The organism is Rhizobium sp. TRM96647 (assembly GCF_025780115.1).
Taxonomy (GTDB): Bacteria; Pseudomonadota; Alphaproteobacteria; order Rhizobiales; family Rhizobiaceae; genus Mycoplana.
Genome location: NZ_JAOXHF010000001.1, coordinates 571,007 through 588,120 on the forward strand (window position 1 = coordinate 571,007; position 17,114 = coordinate 588,120).

A 17,114-nucleotide genomic window follows, 5' to 3' on the forward strand; every position below is an offset into this window, starting at 1 on the left:
TCACGTGAATCATTTGCCAATGCAGAATTCCGCAAAGATCACATCTAGCAAATTCTCGACATCCACGCGACCGGTGATCCGCCCGATCTCGTTTGCGGCCAGCCGGAGATACTCCGCTTGAAGTTCGAGTTCGTTGGACGGTGCCGCCAGTGCTTCCTCCAGCGCCTGAAGCGTCAACCTCAACGCCTCGTTGTGGCGATCACGCGAGGGGACGGCAAAGGCGCCTGCCTGTCCCAACTGCGGCAGGTGTCCGCGGATCCGCTCCAGCAACACATCGATGCCGCCTCCGGTCCGAGTTGACACTGCAATAACGGATGGAGCGACATCGGCTCGCGGATGAATGTCGGCCTTAGACGCGACATAGATCGTGGCGACGGTCTCCTCCCCGTCCTGATCGCCGGGCACCTCATCCTCGTCGAGAAGCCGGAGGATCAGATCAGCCTGTGCCATCGCGGACCTGGCGCGACGAATACCCTCCCGCTCGACCACTTCGTCGGTTTCCCGTATTCCCGCCGTGTCCAGCAGGCGGACCGCGAAACCATCGAGGTCGAGATCGACCGAAACGATATCGCGTGTTGTCCCCGGAATGTCGGTGACGATGGCCACGTCGCGCTTCGCCAGATAGTTGATGAGGCTCGATTTGCCGACATTGGGGGGACCGGCGATCACCACGGTCAATCCATCGCGAATGATCTCACCGGTACGGCTGCCCGCCAGGTGGGCGCGGACCTCGGCACCGAGCGCGACAAGATCGTCACGAACCGTTTGTCCGACCGCGCCAGGGACGTCCTCCTCGTCGGCAAAGTCGAGTTCCGCCTCGATCATCGCGCGTGCGTGGGTGAGCCTTCGGGCCCAGTCGTCATAGAGCCGGGAAACGCCTCCGGATGCGTGCTCCAGTGCCAGCCGGCGTTGCATCTCGGTTTGTGCCGCGACGATATCCGCAAGTCCCTCGATCTCGACAAGATCGAGCTTGCCATGGTGGAAGGCCCGACGACTGAACTCCCCGGCATCCGCAGCCCGGAGCCCCGGAAACTCCCGAAGAGCATCAAGCACGGCTCTGACGGTCGCGCGACCGCCGTGAACATGCAGTTCTGCCGAATCCTCTCCGGTGAAGGAAGCCGAGCCGGAGAAGTAGATGACAAGACCCTTGTCCAGAAAGATACCGTTCCGGGATCGAATCGACCGCAGCGCCGCCTGCCTTGGGGCTGGCAAGAACCCCGTCATCACGCGGACGACGGCTGCACTCTCCGGGCCGCTGACGCGGATGACGGCAACGCCCGAGGGGAGTCCGCCGCTCGAAAGCGCGAAGATGGTGTCGTTGCCGACCATGTGTCACCCGGGGATACGGAGAATTTTGGTCTCGATCACGCTCTCACTAGGCGATCGACCAGTTCGCGCACGCAATACACGAATGTAGTCGCGGCGTCCAGCATTGAAGCGTGGTCGTGTGTAGCGACCTGACACGTCAAAGAGGCGGAACCTTGGAAGGTCCCGCCTCTCAATTGCAGAAACCGGAGAAGAATCCGGCTTACTATTTAAGTGTTCATGGAATCGAAGAAGTCGCCGTTGTTCTTCGTCTGCTTGAGCTTGTCGATCAGGAACTCAATGGCATCGGTCGTTCCCATCGGGGCCAGGATGCGGCGCAGCACGAAGATCTTCTGCAGGTCCTGACGCGGTACCAGCAGATCCTCCTTGCGGGTGCCGGACTTGAGGATATCCATGGCCGGGAAGATGCGCTTGTCCGCGACCTTGCGGTCGAGCACGATTTCGGAATTGCCCGTACCCTTGAACTCTTCGAAGATCACCTCGTCCATGCGGCTTCCGGTATCGATCAGCGCCGTTGCGATGATCGTCAGCGAGCCACCTTCCTCGATGTTGCGGGCCGCACCGAAGAACCGCTTCGGCCGCTGCAGTGCGTTGGCGTCGACACCACCGGTCAGGACCTTGCCCGAAGACGGAACGACCGTGTTGTAGGCGCGTCCGAGGCGGGTGATCGAATCAAGCAGGATGACCACGTCGCGGCCATGCTCGACCAGCCGCTTGGCCTTTTCGATCACCATCTCCGCGACCTGCACGTGGCGCGTCGCTGGCTCGTCGAAAGTCGAGGAGACGACTTCGCCCTTCACCGAGCGCTGCATGTCGGTCACTTCTTCCGGCCGTTCGTCGATCAGAAGAACGATCAGGTAGCACTCCGGGTGATTGGCGGTGATCGAGTGTGCGATGTTCTGGAGGAGAACGGTCTTGCCGGTGCGCGGCGGCGCAACAATCAGCCCGCGCTGGCCTTTGCCGAGCGGGGCCACGAGATCGATCACGCGCGGGGAAAGATCCTTGGACGTCGGAACGTCCAGCTCCATCTTGAAGCGTTCATTGGGATAGAGCGGCGTCAGGTTGTCGAAATGGACCTTGTGGCGGATCTTCTCGGGGTCGTCGAAGTTGATCGTGTTGACCTTCAGGAGCGCGAAATAACGCTCGCCTTCCTTCGGTCCGCGGATCGGCCCCTCGACCGTATCACCGGTCTTCAGCGAGAAGCGGCGGATCTGCGAGGGGGAAATGTAGATATCGTCCGGACCGGGGAGATAGTTCGCATTCGCCGAACGCAGAAAGCCGAACCCGTCCTGGAGAACTTCGACCACGCCTTCGCCGATGATCTCCGTGTCCTGCGCCGCCAGCATCTTGAGGATCGCAAACATCAGCTCCTGCTTGCGCATCGTGCTGGCGTTCTCGACCTCGAGCGACTCCGCAAACGCCAGGAGATCGGTCGGCGTCTTGTTTTTCAGTTCTTGTAGCTTCATTTCAGCCATGCAGGGGGACCATGCGTGATTTCAGGATTGGGGATTGGCGTGCGGGTCAAGACTGAGCTGCAGGGAGGCAGTTCACGATGCGGGAAACACATGCCACGAAAGATGAGATGACGCGAAAATAGCGATTCAGGGCATAGCCTGCAAGGGCCTCGTAAATTTTCCCGAGGATGCACCCGAGCCGATCGTCCCGTGCCGTTAGAACGGCTTTACCACAGCGAGGATCACGATCGCAATCATCAGAAGCGCCGGCATTTCGTTGAGGAACCGCCATTGCCGCGCAGTGATCCGGTTTTCGTCCCGCGCAAAAGCCTTCACCGACCGGCCGAAAAAGACGTGCACACCGGTCAGGAGCAGCACAAGCGTCAGCTTTGCGTGCAGCCAGCCGCCGTGGAAGCCGTAGATCGACCAGGCGAGAAAGAGGCCCAGCAGCCAGGTCAGCATCATCGCCGGGTTCATGATGACCCGGTAGAGCCGTCGTTCCATCACCTTGAACGTCTCGGAGGCCTCGGAACCGCGGGCGACATCGCTGTGATAGATGAACAGGCGTGGCAGGTAGAGCAGCCCCGCCATCCAGGAGATCACCGCGACGATGTGCAGCGCCTTCAGCCAGAGATAGAGATTCTCCGGCGGATGCAGAACAAGCGCCGCAATCCCGAGCACGAACAGGACGATGACGACCGCCGCGCGGATCCGAGCATGTCGGCCGACCAACGGGCCCGTCTGCCGCTTGCTCATCAGACCTGACCTCGCACCCGCCGGACCAGTTCTGTCACATGCTCCGGGTCCGCCTGCGGCGTTATGCCATGGCCGAGATTGAAGATCAGCGGGCCGTTGCCAAGGGCGTCCAGGATGGCGTCGATGCCTTCGGTCAGCGCAGCGCCGCCGGCAACCACCCGCTGCGGATCAAGGTTGCCCTGCACTGGGCCGTCCTTCTGGAGTTCGGCTGCCAGCGACAGCGGGATCGTCCAGTCGAGCCCGATCGCATCTGCCCCGGTGCCCTGGCGATAATCCTTCTGAAACAGCCCCGCTCCCTTGGCAAAGGCGATGATCTTCGCCTGCGGCCGCCGCGCCCGCACGAGATCGACGATGCGCCGGACCGGCTTCACCGCATAAGCGGCAAACTCGTCCTCGCCGAGCACGCCCGCCCAGGAATCGAAGATCTGCACGGCATCCGCGCCGGCGTCGAGCTGGGCTATCAGATATTCCGCGGATTTCTCGGCCAGGATGTCGAGCAGGGCGGCAAAGGCCTTCGGTTCCTTGTAGGCGAAGAGCCGCGTCGGCGCCTGGTCCGGCGTCCCGTGCCCGGCGATCATGTAGGTCGCCACAGTCCAGGGCGCGCCGCAGAAGCCGAGCAGCGCCGTCTCGTGCGGAAGCTCGCTGCGCAGACGGCGGACGATCTCGATCACGGGAGAAAGGTGCTCCATCACCGGCATCGACGCCAGCGGACGGATCTCATCGATCTCCAGCGGCCTCAGGCGCGGTCCGGAGCCCTCCTCGAAGCGGACCTCGCGCTTCAGCGCATCGGGAATGACCAGGATGTCGGAAAACAGGATTGCCGCATCGAAAGCGTAGCGCCGGATCGGTTGCAGTGTGACCTCCACAGCATGATCCGGCGAATAACAGAGATCGAGGAAACTTCCGGCCTTCGCCCGCGTTTGTCTGTATTCCGGCAGATAGCGCCCTGCCTGCCTCATCAGCCACACGGGAGGAGGAAAGATCGTTTTCCCGTTCAGGACTTCGACGATTTTTCGCGTTCCGGTCATGGCCTTTGCGCGCTCCCTCTAAACAAAGAAATCTATATTGAAGAGGTTTCTATTTCTTAGAGTCGGTGACTATCAAGGATTAAATCCCCTCCACACGAAACCATGGAAATTCCCCAGCCGACTTTGGAGCCGGAAAGATCTTGCGCTAAATCGCGGGCTAAATGGACAGCCGAGAAAAGGCCAAGGATTCAGCGTCTTACTGCGATGTGTTGCCGGAACATCTTGTGGACAGGATCGGCAATCGCGTGACACAATGTCACGAGCCGCGATTTGTCCACACCGGGTCCGATCCGGTTTCCGGCGAAATCCGTTTTGTGGAAAAGTCGGCAGTTTTCCACGAGGCGCCGCCCGAGGCCGCCGAACCGGCGCCGCTGTCCCGGTCTGTCAACAGCCCACGGAGGATCATGTGGAGAACCCGAAAAACTACTTTCACCTCCACCTGATCTCCGATTCGACCGGCGAAACGCTGATTGCGGCCGGGCGTGCCGCTGCAGCTCAGTTTCAGGCCTCGCAGGCGCTGGAGCACGTCTATCCGCTCGTTCGCAACCGGAAGCAGCTGACGCCGGTGCTCGACGCGATCGACGCCGCCCCCGGCATCGTCCTCTATACGATCGTCGACAGCGAGCTCTCCGCCATCATCGACCAGCGCTGTCGCGAAATGGGCCTGCCTTGCGTCTCGGTGCTGGAACCCATCATCGATGTATTCCAGTCCTATCTCGGCGCGACTTCGCGTCGGCGTGTCGGTGCCCAGCATGTGATGGATGCGGAATATTTCGCCCGTATCGAGGCGCTCAACTTCACCATGGACCATGATGACGGACAACTGCCCGCCGATCTCGAGGAGGCGGACGTCATCCTCGTCGGCATCAGCCGCACGTCCAAGACGCCGACGAGCATCTATCTTGCCAATCGGGGCATCAAGACGGCCAACATCCCGATCGTGCTCGGTGTGCCGCTGCCGGAGCGATTGTCGCAGGTGGACAGGCCGCTCGTGGTGGGGCTGATCGCCACGACCGATCGCGTCGCCCAGGTCAGACAGAACCGGGTGCTCGGATCAGCCAAAGATTTCAAGGGGGAGGACTATACCGACCGGGCCCAGATTGCCGAAGAGTTGAAGTATGCCCGCTCGCTCTGTGCCCGCAACAACTGGCCGCTGATCGATGTCACGCGTCGATCGATCGAGGAGACGGCTGCGGCAATTGTTGCTCTCAGGCCCAGACTTCGCTAGTTCCGCTAAGTGAAAACCGGGATCGCCCCGTGATCGAGCCCACAAGAGCCCATGACCAAGCCTCTGATTCTCGCATCCCAAAGCCCGTTCCGTCGCGCGTTGATGGAAAACGCCGGCCTCGCCTTCAAGGCCATTGCCGCAGAGATCGACGAGCGCGCGATCGAGGCCGAACTGGAACGGCTGTCGCCGTCGCCATCCGATGTCGCGCTTCATCTTGCCGAGGCGAAGGCCATGGCGGTCGGCGCGGCCAATCCGGACTGCCTCGTCATCGGGTCCGACCAGACCCTGTCTCTGGGAGACCGGGTATTTCACAAGCCCGCCGACCTCGCTGACGCAAAGGAACATCTCACGGCCCTTTCGGGCAAGACGCATGCGCTAAACAGCGGCGTGGTGATCGTCGCGAACGGCGAGGTCAGATGGCGGCATGTGTCGACGGCGCGGCTGACCATGCGACCCATCAGCGAAGCCTTCATGGACCGGTATCTGGCGCGGGTCGGTGACAGGGTGCTGGGAAGCGTGGGCGCCTATCAGCTGGAAGGCGAGGGGATCCAGTTGTTCGAAGCGATCGACGGCGACTATTTCACGATCATCGGCCTGCCGATGCTGCCGCTCCTCGCGCAACTGAGAGCGATGGGAGCGGTCGATGCGTGATTCACGTGAAACATTGGTTAACAGCGCCTTCGTCGTCGGCCATCCGATCAACCATTCGCGCTCGCCGCTGATCCACGGATACTGGCTGGACAAGCTCGGCATTGCCGGGAGCTACACGCGGCTCGACGTCGCTCCGGAGGCGTTCGCCGCATTCTTCTCGAACCTGAAGAATGACCGCTTCGTCGGCGGCAATGTGACGATCCCGCACAAGGAGACGGCCTTTCGCCTGGCGGATCGGCCGGACGAGCGCAGCCGGGAACTCGGCGCCTGCAACACCGTATGGCTGGAAGATGGCCTGGTCCATGCCACTAACACCGACGGCTATGGCTTCGTCGCCAATCTCGACGAACGCGCACCCGGTTGGGATCGCATCAACCGAGCCGTGGTGCTGGGCGCGGGCGGTGCGAGCCGTGCCGTGCTCCAGGCGTTGCGCGAGCGCGGCATCGGGGAGATCCATGTCGTCAATCGCACCGTCGACCGTGCCCGCGAACTGGCCGATCGGTTCGGCGACAGGGTGCATGCCCATCCCGGCGAGGCCCTCGACGAAGTGATGAGCGGAGCCGCGCTCTTCGTCAACACGACCTCGCTCGGAATGGACGGAATGCCGGCACCGGAGCTCGCCTTCGATCGCCTAGCGAACGGCGCGATCGTGACCGACATCGTCTATGTCCCGCTGAAGACGCCCTTCCTGGTGCAGGCGGAACGCCATGGCCTGAAGACGGTCGACGGGCTCGGCATGCTTCTGCATCAGGCCGCACCCGGTTTCGAAAAATGGTTCGGCGTGCGGCCCAAGGTCGATGAAGACCTTCGCAAGCGCATCATCGCCGATATGGAGGCGCATGGATGATTGTCCTCGGCCTTACCGGCTCGATCGGAACCGGAAAGTCTACGACCGCCGGTATGTTCCGCGAACTCGGCGTGCCCGTGCATGATTCCGATGCGACGGTCCATGCGCTCTATGCGGGCGAAGCCGTCGGCCCCGTCGGCGAGGCGTTCCCGGCCGCCATCAGCGACGGCGTCGTAGACCGAAAGGTTCTCGCGGCAGAGCTTGCAGCCCGGCCGGCCGGCTTTTCCCGGCTGGAGGCCATCATTCACCCGCTGGTTCGCCGGAAGGAAACAGAATTCCTCCTGGAGCAGAGGGCGGCCGGCGCGCGCCTTGTCGTACTCGATATCCCGCTGCTCTTCGAAACCGGCGCCGACGAGCGTGTCGACAAGGTGCTGGTCGTGACCTGCGAACCGGAAGCGCAGCGCCAGCGCGTGCTGGCCCGACCGGGGATGACGGAGGAGAAGTTCGCGATGCTGATGGCAAGGCAGATGCCGGACGTGCAGAAGCGGCAGCGTGCGGATTTTGTGGTCAAGACCGACAACGGTCTTGAAGACGCACGTAAACAGGTGAAACTCATCGTCGACATCCTGAAGGGGGAAAGCGGCGCCCATGCGTGAAATCATCTTCGATACGGAAACGACCGGCCTGGACAACCGCGCCGATCGGATCATCGAAATCGGCGGCGTCGAACTCGACAATCACTTTCCCACCGGCCGGACCTTCCATGTCTATGTCAATCCGGGCGACAGAAAGGTCCACCCGGACGCGCTCGCGATCCACGGTATCACCGACGATTTCCTGAAGGACAAGCCGCTCTTCTCTGGCATCGTCGCGGAATTGCAGGACTTCTTCAGCGATGCCCGTTGGGTCGCTCACAACGCGACCTTCGACATGGGTTTCATCAATGCCGAGTTCGAGCGCCTCGGCATCCCGCCGGTGCCGGGCGAGCGCGTGACGGACACGCTGGCTTTGGCGCGCCGCAAGCATCCGATGGGGCCGAACTCGCTGGACGCGCTCTGCCGGCGCTACGGCATCGACAATTCTCACCGCTCCAAGCACGGCGCGCTTCTCGACTCCGAGCTTCTCGCCGAGGTCTATATCGAGATGATCGGCGGCCGACAGGCCGCGCTCGGTCTTGCGGTGGCCGAACGGCGGGAGCGGCTGGACCAGGCGGACGGCGAAGAAATCGTTCTGCCGATCGCCGAACGTCCACGCCCGCTGCCGGTCCGTCTCAGCGAAGCCGATCTGGCGGCGCATGCGGCGATGGTGGAAAAGATGGGCGACAAGGCGATCTGGCTGAACTACCGGAAGCCTTCGGGCGACGAGGAATAGCCCCGAACGCAAAACGCCCGGCATCGCCGGGCGTTTCGACTGGATCGAACGGGTCGATCAGTTCGTGTTGCTTGCGACCTTGGCCTTGAGCTGTTCTTCGGCCATGCGCTGCTGGAACATCTGCGCAAAATCGATCGGGTCGATCATCAGCGGCGGGAAACCGCCATTGCGGGTGGCATCGGCAATGATCTGGCGGGCGAAGGGGAACAGCAGGCGCGGGCACTCGATGAAGAGGACCGGCAGCATGTGCTCCTGCGGGAAGCCCACGATCCGGAACACGCCGCCATAGGCGAGTTCGGCGTTGAACAGGACCTTGCTGTCGTCCTTGGCTTCGGCGGTGAGCGACAGCACCACGTCGAACTCGGTCTCCGACAGGGGGTTCGCGTTCACATTGACGTTGATGTTGATCGAGGGAGCCTTGTCGCGCGCCTGCAGCGAGCGCGGAGCGCCCGGGTTTTCAAAGGAAAGGTCCTTCACATACTGCGCCAGGATATTGATGGACGGGCTGGCCGCGCTGTTGGCGGATGCATTGTCGGTTGCCATGGGTCTTTCCTCGGGGACATAAAATCGTGGCAGCCATCTAGCATTTCGCCGGGGGGCGCACAACCCTGCGGCCCGAGCGCCGCCGGAGGGCTCAATGCGGCTCGTCGCGCCTGTAGTCATCCGAATCGAGGTCGATCGTTCTCGGTTTAGCAGGCTGTGGATCCGGCCCCGGGTCGTGCGGCTGCGCGGCGCCATCGACGTTGACGACGACGACGCGGGAGGCGAGGTGCCCGGCGATGAGGCGGCGGCAGAACGGCACCAGCAGGAAGAGACCGATTACGTCGGTGAAGAACCCGGGAACGATGAGAAGCAACCCTGCGAGCAGGATTAGGGCGGTGCCGAAGAAGCGTTCGGCGGGCATGTCGCGTGGCAGATCGCGCTGTCTGAGCCTGGTGAGCGCCTTGAATCCCTGCCGGCGCAGCACGATCATGCCGACGACCATGGAAGCGACGACCAGCAGCAGCGTGTAGCCGATGCCGATATGCCGCCCGACGAAGACGAAGCCCGCAATCTCGAGAAGTGGAAGCAAAAGCAGCAGGATGGCTATGATCGATCGGGTCATCTTGTCTGGCCTGGTCTCCTGCGCCGGGGATATTCGGCAGCCTTTGTCCCCGTACGACAGGTCGCGGTCAAGGTTAAGTGATGCTTATTCGTACAATCGCCGTTCGCTTCGATTTGAAGAATGAGCTTTTGCGGATTATATGGGGGTCAACTCAGAAAAGATGAACGGCGGTTCCGGATCGATATGGGCTCATTCGACTTTGTGACAATTTTCTTCCTCGTGGCGGCGGTGGTGATATTCCTGCAACTGCGCAATGTACTCGGCCGGCGTACGGGGAATGAAAAACCGCCGTTCGATCCCTATTCGCGCCGCGATTCCGCCGACCCCGCCGCTGCTCCCGAGCGCGGCAAGGTGGTCACGCTGCCGCGCCGGGATGGAACCGAAGGCGAAGAGGGCACCTATGCCAGCGTCGATGCCTTCGCCGCCGCCGGAACGCCTCTCAACGAATCGCTTCGTCGCGTGGTGGACGGAGATCCGTCCTTCAACCCGAAGGAGTTCATCAACGGCGCCAAGCTCGCTTACGAGATGATCGTCGTGGCCTTTGCCGATGGCGACCGCAAGACGCTGAAGAACCTCCTCTCCCGCGAGGTCTATGAAGGCTTCGACGCTGCCATCGCCGATCGCGAGGCCAAGGGCGAGGTCGTCAAATCCAATTTCGTCGGTATCGAGAAGGCGGACATCGTAACGGCCGAAGTCAAGGACAACGAGGTCAATGTCACGGTGCGCATCATCAGCCAGCTGATCTCGGCGACCTACGACAAGGCGGGCAAGCTGACCGACGGTGATGCGGACACGGTCGCCGAGGTCAACGACCTCTGGACCTTCGCCCGAGACATTCGCTCGCGCGATCCGAACTGGAAGCTGATCGCCACCGAATCCGAAGGCTGATCGGCTGAGCCATGGAATTCCGTCTGAAACCGGTCGCCTTCTCTGCCCTGCCCGGATGGACGGAAGACGACCCGACGGCAATTCTTGGGGCAATGGCGAGCTGCCGCGACCATATCGCGGAAAAAAAGCCCTATCGCACCGGTTCGCTGGGTATCGCCGCGGCGGAGCTGTTGCCGGCGCTCGCGGCAGCGGCCGAGGCCGCCCCGGAGGACGCCGGGCAGGTGCGTGCCTATTTCGAGCAGTGGTTCCAGCCGTTTCTGATCGAGAGGACGGATGGCCAGCAGGGCTTCGTCACTGCCTACTACGAGCCGGAGGTCGAGGTGCGGGCGGAACCGGACGAGGCGTTCCGGTTTCCCTTCTACCGGCGTCCGGATGACCTAGTCGATGTCGACGACGGTAATCGCCCGCCCGGGCTCGATCCCTATTTCGCTTTTGCGCGCCTGCGGGAAGGGCAGGTCGAGGAATATCCGGATCGCAAGGCGATCGAGCAAGGCCTGCTCGAAGGTCGCGGGCTCGAGATCGCCTATGCGCGCTCCAGGGTGGATGTCTTCTTCATTCACGTGCAAGGCGCAGCCCGCCTGCTCTATCCGGACGGAACGATCCGGCGCATCACCTATGCGGCCAAGACCGGGCACCGCTTCTCGCCGATCGGCAAGCTTCTGATCGAGCGTGGCGAAATCGATGCGGCGACCGTGTCCATGGCCTCGATCAGGGACTGGCTCGCCCGGCACCCGGAGCAGGTGGACGATGTACTCTGGCACAACCGCTCCTTCATCTTCTTCCGCGATGCGCCGGTCGAGGACCTGCATTTCGGCCCGGTCGCCGCCGCCAAGGTGCCGATCGTCGCCGGGCGGTCGCTGGCGGTCGACCGTCTGATCCACACCTTCGCCACGCCGTTCTTCATCCGCAGCGACAGCCTGACGCATTTGGACGGCGGCAGGCCGTTCGCCCGGACCATGCTGGCGCTCGATACCGGGTCGGCGATCGTCGGCTCCGCGCGCGGCGACATCTTCACCGGCTCGGGCGATGTCGCCGGCGCGCTTGCCGGCAATGTCCGCAACGCGGCGGATTTCTACATTTTCGTTCCCAGGTCGGTCGCCGCGAGATTTGGCCATGGCGAAGGATAAGCCTCTCAGCAGCGAGGACCGGATCCTCTGGGGCAAGGTTGCCCGAAGCGCGAAACCGCTTCCCGGCCGCATGCGGGATCTCGAAATGCTGGAAGCGACCTTCCTGCCCGCGCTGGATACGGCTTCGCCGGCTGGCGAAAGGCCGGCCTCGAAGAAGGCTCTGGCCGAAGAGGCGGGAATCCGGATAACGAACGCCCGTGAAAGCGAGAAGAGGCACTATCCCCTCGAACGGCCGGTCAAGCGCAAATTGGCGAAAGGACATCTGGCGCTCGAGGCACGCGTCGACCTGCACGGCATGATCCAGAGCGAGGCACACGGGTTCCTGCTGAGCTTCCTGATGCAGGCGCACATGCGCGGCCTGCGCCATGTTCTGGTGATTACCGGAAAGGGCGCCTCCATCGGCAGCGACGGCGCCCTCAAGCGGGCGGTGCCGCTGTGGTTCTCGCTGCCGGAATTTCGTCCGCTGATCTCGTCCTACGAGACGGCTGCCCGCAACCACGGTGGCGAGGGCGCGCTCTACGTGCGGCTGGCGCGGGTGAAGGGAGAGCGCGAATGACCACACCCTTCGGCATGGCGGTACGCCACCTTCGGTCGAGGAAGGGCGTTTCGCAAAAGGAGATGGCGGCGGCCTTGGGCGTCTCGCCGGCTTATCTCTCGGCCCTGGAGCACGGCCGGCGCGGCACGCCGAGTTTCGACTTCCTGCAGAGGGTCGCGGGCTACTTCAACATCATCTGGGACGAGGCGGAGGAGCTGTTCCGGATCGCGCGGATTTCCGACCCCCGCATCACCGTCGATACCGCCGGCCTGCCGCCCGAATATACCGCTTTCGCCAACCGCCTATCCGTCGAGATTCGCAATCTGCCGCCGGCAACGATCAGGCGCCTGGCGGGCATTCTGGAAAAGGCTTGCAATTCGCGGGCGAAATCGACGTGATCCCCCGATTTCTGCCGCTATTGGCGGCCACATCGTTTGGAAAGCCGGGCCTGAATCCCTATATTCACGGGTCTGGAAGGTCGGTGATTCGCCGTTTCCCATGTCCTCAGGTACGCTGGAAAGACATCCCCCATGACTGATACACCCGAGACCGAAAACGGCCCGGCCGAGTATGGCGCAGATTCCATCAAGGTGCTCAAGGGCCTTGATGCGGTGCGCAAGCGCCCGGGCATGTATATCGGTGACACCGATGACGGTTCGGGTCTGCACCACATGATCTACGAGGTCGTGGACAACGCCATCGACGAGGCGCTGGCCGGGCACGCGGATATCGTCACCGTCACGCTCAATGCCGACGGCTCGGTGACCGTGACCGACAACGGCCGCGGCATTCCGACCGACATCCACAAGGAGGAAGGCGTTTCCGCCGCTGAGGTCATCATGACCCAGTTGCACGCCGGCGGTAAGTTCGACCAGAATTCCTACAAGGTTTCCGGCGGCCTCCACGGTGTCGGCGTTTCGGTCGTCAACGCGCTGTCGGTGATGCTCAGGCTGAAGATCCGCCGGGGCGGGCACATCCACGAGATGACCTTCACCCATGGCGTCGCCGACGGTCCGCTGACCGTCACCGGCGAATGCGGCAGCGAGACCGGCACCGAGGTGACGTTCCTGCCGAGCCCGGAGACCTTCACCAATATCGAGTTCGTCTACGCGACGCTCGAACATCGCCTGCGCGAGCTCGCCTTCCTGAATTCGGGCGTCCGCATCCTCTTGACCGACCGCCGCCATTCCGACGTCAAGCAGGACGAGATGATGTATGACGGCGGCCTCGAGGCCTTCGTCACCTATCTCGACCGCGCCAAGAAGCCGCTCGTCGCCAAGCCGGTGTCCATTCGGGGCGAACGCGACGGCATCACGGTCGAGGTGGCGATGTGGTGGAACGACAGCTACCACGAGAACGTCCTCTGCTTCACCAACAACATCCCCCAGCGCGACGGCGGCACGCACCTCGCCGGCTTCCGCGGCGCGCTGACCCGCCAGGTCGTCTCCTATGCGGAGAGTTCCGGTATCCTGAAAAAGGAAAAAGTGTCGCTCACCGGCGACGACTGCCGTGAGGGCCTGACCGCCGTTCTCTCGGTGAAGGTGCCCGATCCGAAATTCTCCTCGCAGACCAAGGACAAGCTCGTATCGTCCGAGGTTCGGCCCGTGGTCGAAAGCCTCGTCAACGAGGCGCTGAGCCACTGGCTCGAGGAGCATCCCTCCGATGCCAAGGTACTGGTCGGCAAGGTGGTCGAAGCGGCAGCGGCGCGCGAAGCCGCCCGCAAGGCGCGCGAGCTCACTCGTCGCAAGGGCGCGCTCGATATCTCCTCGCTGCCCGGCAAGCTGGCCGACTGCTCCGAGCGCGATCCGGCCAAGTCCGAGCTGTTCCTGGTCGAGGGCGACTCGGCCGGCGGATCGGCCAAGCAGGGCCGTTCGCGCGAGAACCAGGCGATCCTGCCGTTGCGCGGCAAGATCCTCAACGTCGAACGGGCCCGCTTCGACAAGATGCTGTCGAGCCAGGAGATCGGGACGCTGATCACCGCACTCGGCACCTCGATCGGCAAGGACGAGTTCAATCCCGAGAAGCTGCGCTATCACAAGATCATCATCATGACGGACGCCGACGTCGACGGCGCCCACATTCGCACGCTGCTTCTGACCTTCTTCTTCCGCCAGATGCCGGAACTGATCGAGCGCGGCCACCTCTACATCGCCCAGCCGCCGCTCTATAAGGTCGCGCGCGGCAAGTCGGGACAGTATCTCAAGGACGAGAAGGCGCTCGACGACTACCTGATCAACGCCGGCCTCGATGAGGCGACGCTGGAGCTCGGCTCCGGTGAGGTCCGCGCCGGACAGGACATGCGCGAGGTGATCCAGGACGCGCTGCGCCTGCGCTCGCTGCTGGACGGCCTGCACTCGCGCTACAGCCGCGCCATCGTCGAGCAGGCAGCGATCTGCGGTGCGCTCAATCTGGAGCTCAGCCACAACCGCGAGGCCTATGCCGAGATGGCCGAGGAGGTCGCGCGCCGGCTCGACCTGATCGCCGAGGAGACCGAGCGCGGCTGGACCGGTGCGGTTGCGGCCGACGGCGGACTGAAGTTCGAACGTACCGTGCGCGGCGTGAAGGAATTCGCCCATCTCGACATGGCGCTGATCGGCTCGTCCGACGCTCGCCATATCGATCAGCTGACCGTGCGGCTGAAGGATATCTACGCCATCCCGCCGAAGCTGAAGCGCAAGGACCTGGAAATCGAGATCAGCGGCCCGCGCGCCCTGCTCGACGCTGTGTTCGCGTCCGGCCGCAAGGGCCTGTCGCTGCAGCGCTACAAGGGCCTGGGCGAAATGAACGCCGAACAGCTCTGGGAGACGACGCTTGATCCGAACGTCCGCTCGCTCCTGCAGGTTCGCGTCTCGGATGCCACTGACGCCGACGGGTTGTTTTCGCGCCTGATGGGTGACGAGGTCGAGCCGCGCCGGGAGTTCATCCAGGACAACGCACTCAGCGTGGCCAACCTCGACATCTGACGCCTTGTCTGCGCGCATGAAGGCGGGCCGAGAATCCGGATAAGAAAGAGAGCCCCGTGCCGTCCGGCGCGGGGTTTTTCGATGGCGGAAGTCGTCGGGACGGGTCAGTATGCGCCGAAGCGGCCGCGGATGAAACCTGAGCATACGGGGGCCGGATTGCAGCGAGTCTTGAATATAGGAGACAGGAGCACGTCATGCTGGTGGATGGAAAATGGACGGCCGACTGGCATCCGGTGCAGGCAAAGGACGAAAAGGGCGGCTTCGTCCGCCAGGTCTCCGGTTTTCGCAACTGGGTGACGCCCGACGGCGCACCCGGGCCGACCGGCGAGGGCGGCTTTGCCGCCGAACCCGGCCGCTACCATCTCTACGTCGCCTATATCTGCCCCTGGGCGTCCCGCACGCTGATCGGCCGCAGCCTCAAGGGGCTGACGGAGACGATCGGCGTCTCGGTCGTTGAGCCGGCTTTGACAAGGGAAGGCTGGCGCTTCGGCGACTATCCCGGTGCGACCGCGGACACGGTCAATGGTGCCAGCTTCATGCACGAAATCTACACCCGCGCCGACCCGCACTACACCGGCCGCGCCACGGTTCCCGTTCTGTGGGACAGGAAGCGGGGCACCATCGTCAACAATGAATCGGCCGACATCCTGCGCATGATGAACGACGGCTTCGGATCGCTCGCTACCGGGACGATCGATCTCTATCCGCTGACCCGCCGCGAGGCGATCGATGCGTTCAACGCCCGCATCTATCCGGGCCTGAACAATGGCGTCTATCGCGCCGGCTTCGCCACCACGCAGCTTGCCTACGAGGAGGCCTTCCTTGAGGTCTTCGCCACGCTGGACTGGGTTGACGGCGAACTCGGCGAGCGGGACTTCCTCTTTGCCGACCATCCCACCGAGGCCGATATCCGGCTGTTCGTCACCCTCGTCCGCTTCGATGCCGCCTATCACGGCCTGTTCAAGTGCAACCTGCGCCGGCTGGCCGACTATCCCCGCCTGCGCCGCTTCCTTCGGCGCCTCTACGACTGGCCGGGCGTGGCCGAGACCGTCAGCCTCGACCACATCAAGCGCGGCTACTACTCGATCGCCTCGCTAAACCCGACCGGTATCGTGCCTGTCGGGCCGGCGCAGGAAATATTGTTCTGAGCTGCCGCCGCGCCGTCAGTCCGGTTTGAAGCGACCCTCGAAGGCGAAGGCCTCGACCGGATGGCGCTGGCTTGGAACTTCGCGGGCCTTCAGGTCGTCGGGCAGCGTTTCCCTCGGTGCGATCTTGCCGATCGCGAGCCCCGCCTCGACCCGGTAGCCCTCGGGGACACCGGCGGCCGCCATCGCCTTGTCGCGATCGATCCCGGCCATGGCATGGACGTGGTAGCCGGAAAACGTCGCCTGCAACGCCAGTGCGCTCCAGGCCGCTCCCGTGTCGAAGGCATGCGTATAGGCGGGGCGGATCTCCCCGGAAGCGGTGCGGTTGTGGGTCTTGGAGACGATCACCACCAGAACCGAGGCATTGGGCGTCCAGCGCCGGTTGCCCTCGTCCAGCGTCGCCAGGATGGCCTCGAAGGCCTCGGTGCCGCGATGCGCATAGACGAAGCGCCAGGGCTGGCGGTTGCTCGCCGATGGCGTCCATCGCGCGGCCTCGAACAGCCGCAGAAGGTCCTCCTGCGGCATTGCCTCGCCGGTGAAGGCGCGCGGCGACCAGCGCTCGAGAAAAACCGGATGAATGTCGTGATCGGCCGTGCGGCCGTTGATCTCATGCATGAATTCCACCACCAGTGTTGCGGTCATTGACCGCCTCAGGATGCACCGCCGCGCGCGCGATGTCGACCGGGCGCGGTCGCCGCAGCAGGCTTTGCCGCATTGTCGAGAGGGCGGAAAAGAGCCTATAACCACGCC

At 63.3% G+C, this 17,114-nt stretch carries 18 protein-coding genes; 11 read left to right on the forward strand and 7 right to left on the reverse strand.

All coding sequences use genetic code 11. The features are described from left to right. Positions 1–9: 9 nt before the first annotated feature. The 4 genes from mnmE to hemE form a co-directional block, all read right to left on the reverse strand. Positions 10–1,329, reverse strand: coding sequence for a tRNA uridine-5-carboxymethylaminomethyl(34) synthesis GTPase MnmE (gene mnmE / locus OCK02_RS02570; protein ID WP_263811669.1), 1,320 nt, complete (start codon positions 1,327–1,329; stop codon positions 10–12). A 206-nt stretch (positions 1,330–1,535) separates the two neighbouring features. Continuing rightward, the gene (rho, locus tag OCK02_RS02575) at positions 1,536–2,801 is read right to left on the reverse strand and encodes a transcription termination factor Rho (protein ID WP_112596861.1); all 1,266 of its coding nucleotides are present in this window, start codon (positions 2,799–2,801) and stop codon (positions 1,536–1,538) included. Positions 2,802–2,996: 195 nt separating this feature from the next. After that, positions 2,997–3,539, reverse strand: coding sequence for a protoporphyrinogen oxidase HemJ (gene hemJ, locus OCK02_RS02580; RefSeq protein WP_263811744.1), 543 nt, complete (start codon positions 3,537–3,539; stop codon positions 2,997–2,999). Beyond that, on the reverse strand, positions 3,536–4,564 hold the full coding sequence (gene hemE, locus OCK02_RS02585; protein WP_263811670.1) for a uroporphyrinogen decarboxylase: 1,029 nt from the start codon (positions 4,562–4,564) through the stop codon (positions 3,536–3,538). Before hemE ends, hemJ begins: the two co-directional genes overlap by 4 nt. A gap of 406 nt (positions 4,565–4,970) precedes the next feature. On the opposite strand from hemE, the gene OCK02_RS02590 reads away from it, so the two are divergent. The 5 genes from OCK02_RS02590 to dnaQ are packed head-to-tail and all read left to right on the forward strand — an operon-like array spanning position 4,971 to position 8,601. Next, on the forward strand, positions 4,971–5,792 hold the full coding sequence (locus OCK02_RS02590; protein WP_263811671.1) for a pyruvate, water dikinase regulatory protein: 822 nt from the start codon (positions 4,971–4,973) through the stop codon (positions 5,790–5,792). Between the two features lie 51 nt (positions 5,793–5,843). Beyond that, positions 5,844–6,443 carry a Maf-like protein gene (locus OCK02_RS02595; protein ID WP_263811672.1) on the forward strand — a complete coding sequence of 200 codons (600 nt, stop codon included), beginning with the start codon at positions 5,844–5,846 and terminating at the stop codon, positions 6,441–6,443. Further along, positions 6,436–7,290: a shikimate dehydrogenase gene (locus OCK02_RS02600; RefSeq protein WP_263811673.1), complete on the forward strand. Its 855-nt coding sequence runs from the start codon at positions 6,436–6,438 to the stop codon at positions 7,288–7,290. Before OCK02_RS02595 ends, OCK02_RS02600 begins: the two co-directional genes overlap by 8 nt. Then, positions 7,287–7,886: a dephospho-CoA kinase gene (gene coaE / locus OCK02_RS02605; protein WP_263811674.1), complete on the forward strand. Its 600-nt coding sequence runs from the start codon at positions 7,287–7,289 to the stop codon at positions 7,884–7,886. Before OCK02_RS02600 ends, coaE begins: the two co-directional genes overlap by 4 nt. Then, a complete protein-coding gene (dnaQ, locus tag OCK02_RS02610; protein WP_263811675.1) occupies positions 7,879–8,601 on the forward strand; it encodes a DNA polymerase III subunit epsilon in 723 nt (240 codons plus the stop codon). Before coaE ends, dnaQ begins: the two co-directional genes overlap by 8 nt. A 57-nt stretch (positions 8,602–8,658) precedes the next feature. Here the strand turns inward: dnaQ and secB are convergent, their stop codons facing one another. Together secB and OCK02_RS02620 are read right to left on the reverse strand one after the other, a co-directional pair. After that, positions 8,659–9,144 (reverse strand): protein-export chaperone SecB, encoded by a 486-nt coding sequence (gene secB / locus OCK02_RS02615; protein WP_230806462.1) that lies wholly within the window; start codon positions 9,142–9,144, stop codon positions 8,659–8,661. 91 nt (positions 9,145–9,235) lie between these two features. Next, entirely contained in the window at positions 9,236–9,706 is a 471-nt protein-coding gene (locus tag OCK02_RS02620) for an FxsA family protein (RefSeq protein ID WP_263811676.1), read from the reverse strand. A gap of 183 nt (positions 9,707–9,889) precedes the next feature. On the opposite strand from OCK02_RS02620, the gene OCK02_RS02625 reads away from it, so the two are divergent. From OCK02_RS02625 to OCK02_RS02650, 6 genes are all read left to right on the forward strand, one after another. Then, entirely contained in the window at positions 9,890–10,594 is a 705-nt protein-coding gene (locus OCK02_RS02625; protein ID WP_263811745.1) for a Tim44/TimA family putative adaptor protein, read from the forward strand. 11 nt (positions 10,595–10,605) lie between these two features. Beyond that, complete coding sequence (locus OCK02_RS02630; protein ID WP_263811677.1) at positions 10,606–11,721, forward strand: murein transglycosylase A; 1,116 nt, start codon at positions 10,606–10,608, stop codon at positions 11,719–11,721. Further along, positions 11,708–12,277 carry a Smr/MutS family protein gene (locus OCK02_RS02635; RefSeq protein WP_263811678.1) on the forward strand — a complete coding sequence of 190 codons (570 nt, stop codon included), beginning with the start codon at positions 11,708–11,710 and terminating at the stop codon, positions 12,275–12,277. Before OCK02_RS02630 ends, OCK02_RS02635 begins: the two co-directional genes overlap by 14 nt. Next, a complete protein-coding gene (locus OCK02_RS02640; RefSeq protein WP_230806467.1) occupies positions 12,274–12,654 on the forward strand; it encodes a helix-turn-helix domain-containing protein in 381 nt (126 codons plus the stop codon). Before OCK02_RS02635 ends, OCK02_RS02640 begins: the two co-directional genes overlap by 4 nt. Before the next feature lie 132 nt (positions 12,655–12,786). Further along, positions 12,787–15,219: a DNA topoisomerase (ATP-hydrolyzing) subunit B gene (gene gyrB / locus OCK02_RS02645; RefSeq protein ID WP_263811679.1), complete on the forward strand. Its 2,433-nt coding sequence runs from the start codon at positions 12,787–12,789 to the stop codon at positions 15,217–15,219. A gap of 194 nt (positions 15,220–15,413) precedes the next feature. Further along, complete coding sequence (locus tag OCK02_RS02650) at positions 15,414–16,367, forward strand: glutathione S-transferase family protein (protein ID WP_263811680.1); 954 nt, start codon at positions 15,414–15,416, stop codon at positions 16,365–16,367. Positions 16,368–16,382: 15 nt separating this feature from the next. Here OCK02_RS02650 and OCK02_RS02655 read toward each other — a convergent pair whose 3' ends face one another. Then, positions 16,383–16,979 (reverse strand): nitroreductase family protein, encoded by a 597-nt coding sequence (locus tag OCK02_RS02655; RefSeq protein ID WP_263811746.1) that lies wholly within the window; start codon positions 16,977–16,979, stop codon positions 16,383–16,385. Positions 16,980–17,114 lie beyond the last annotated feature (135 nt).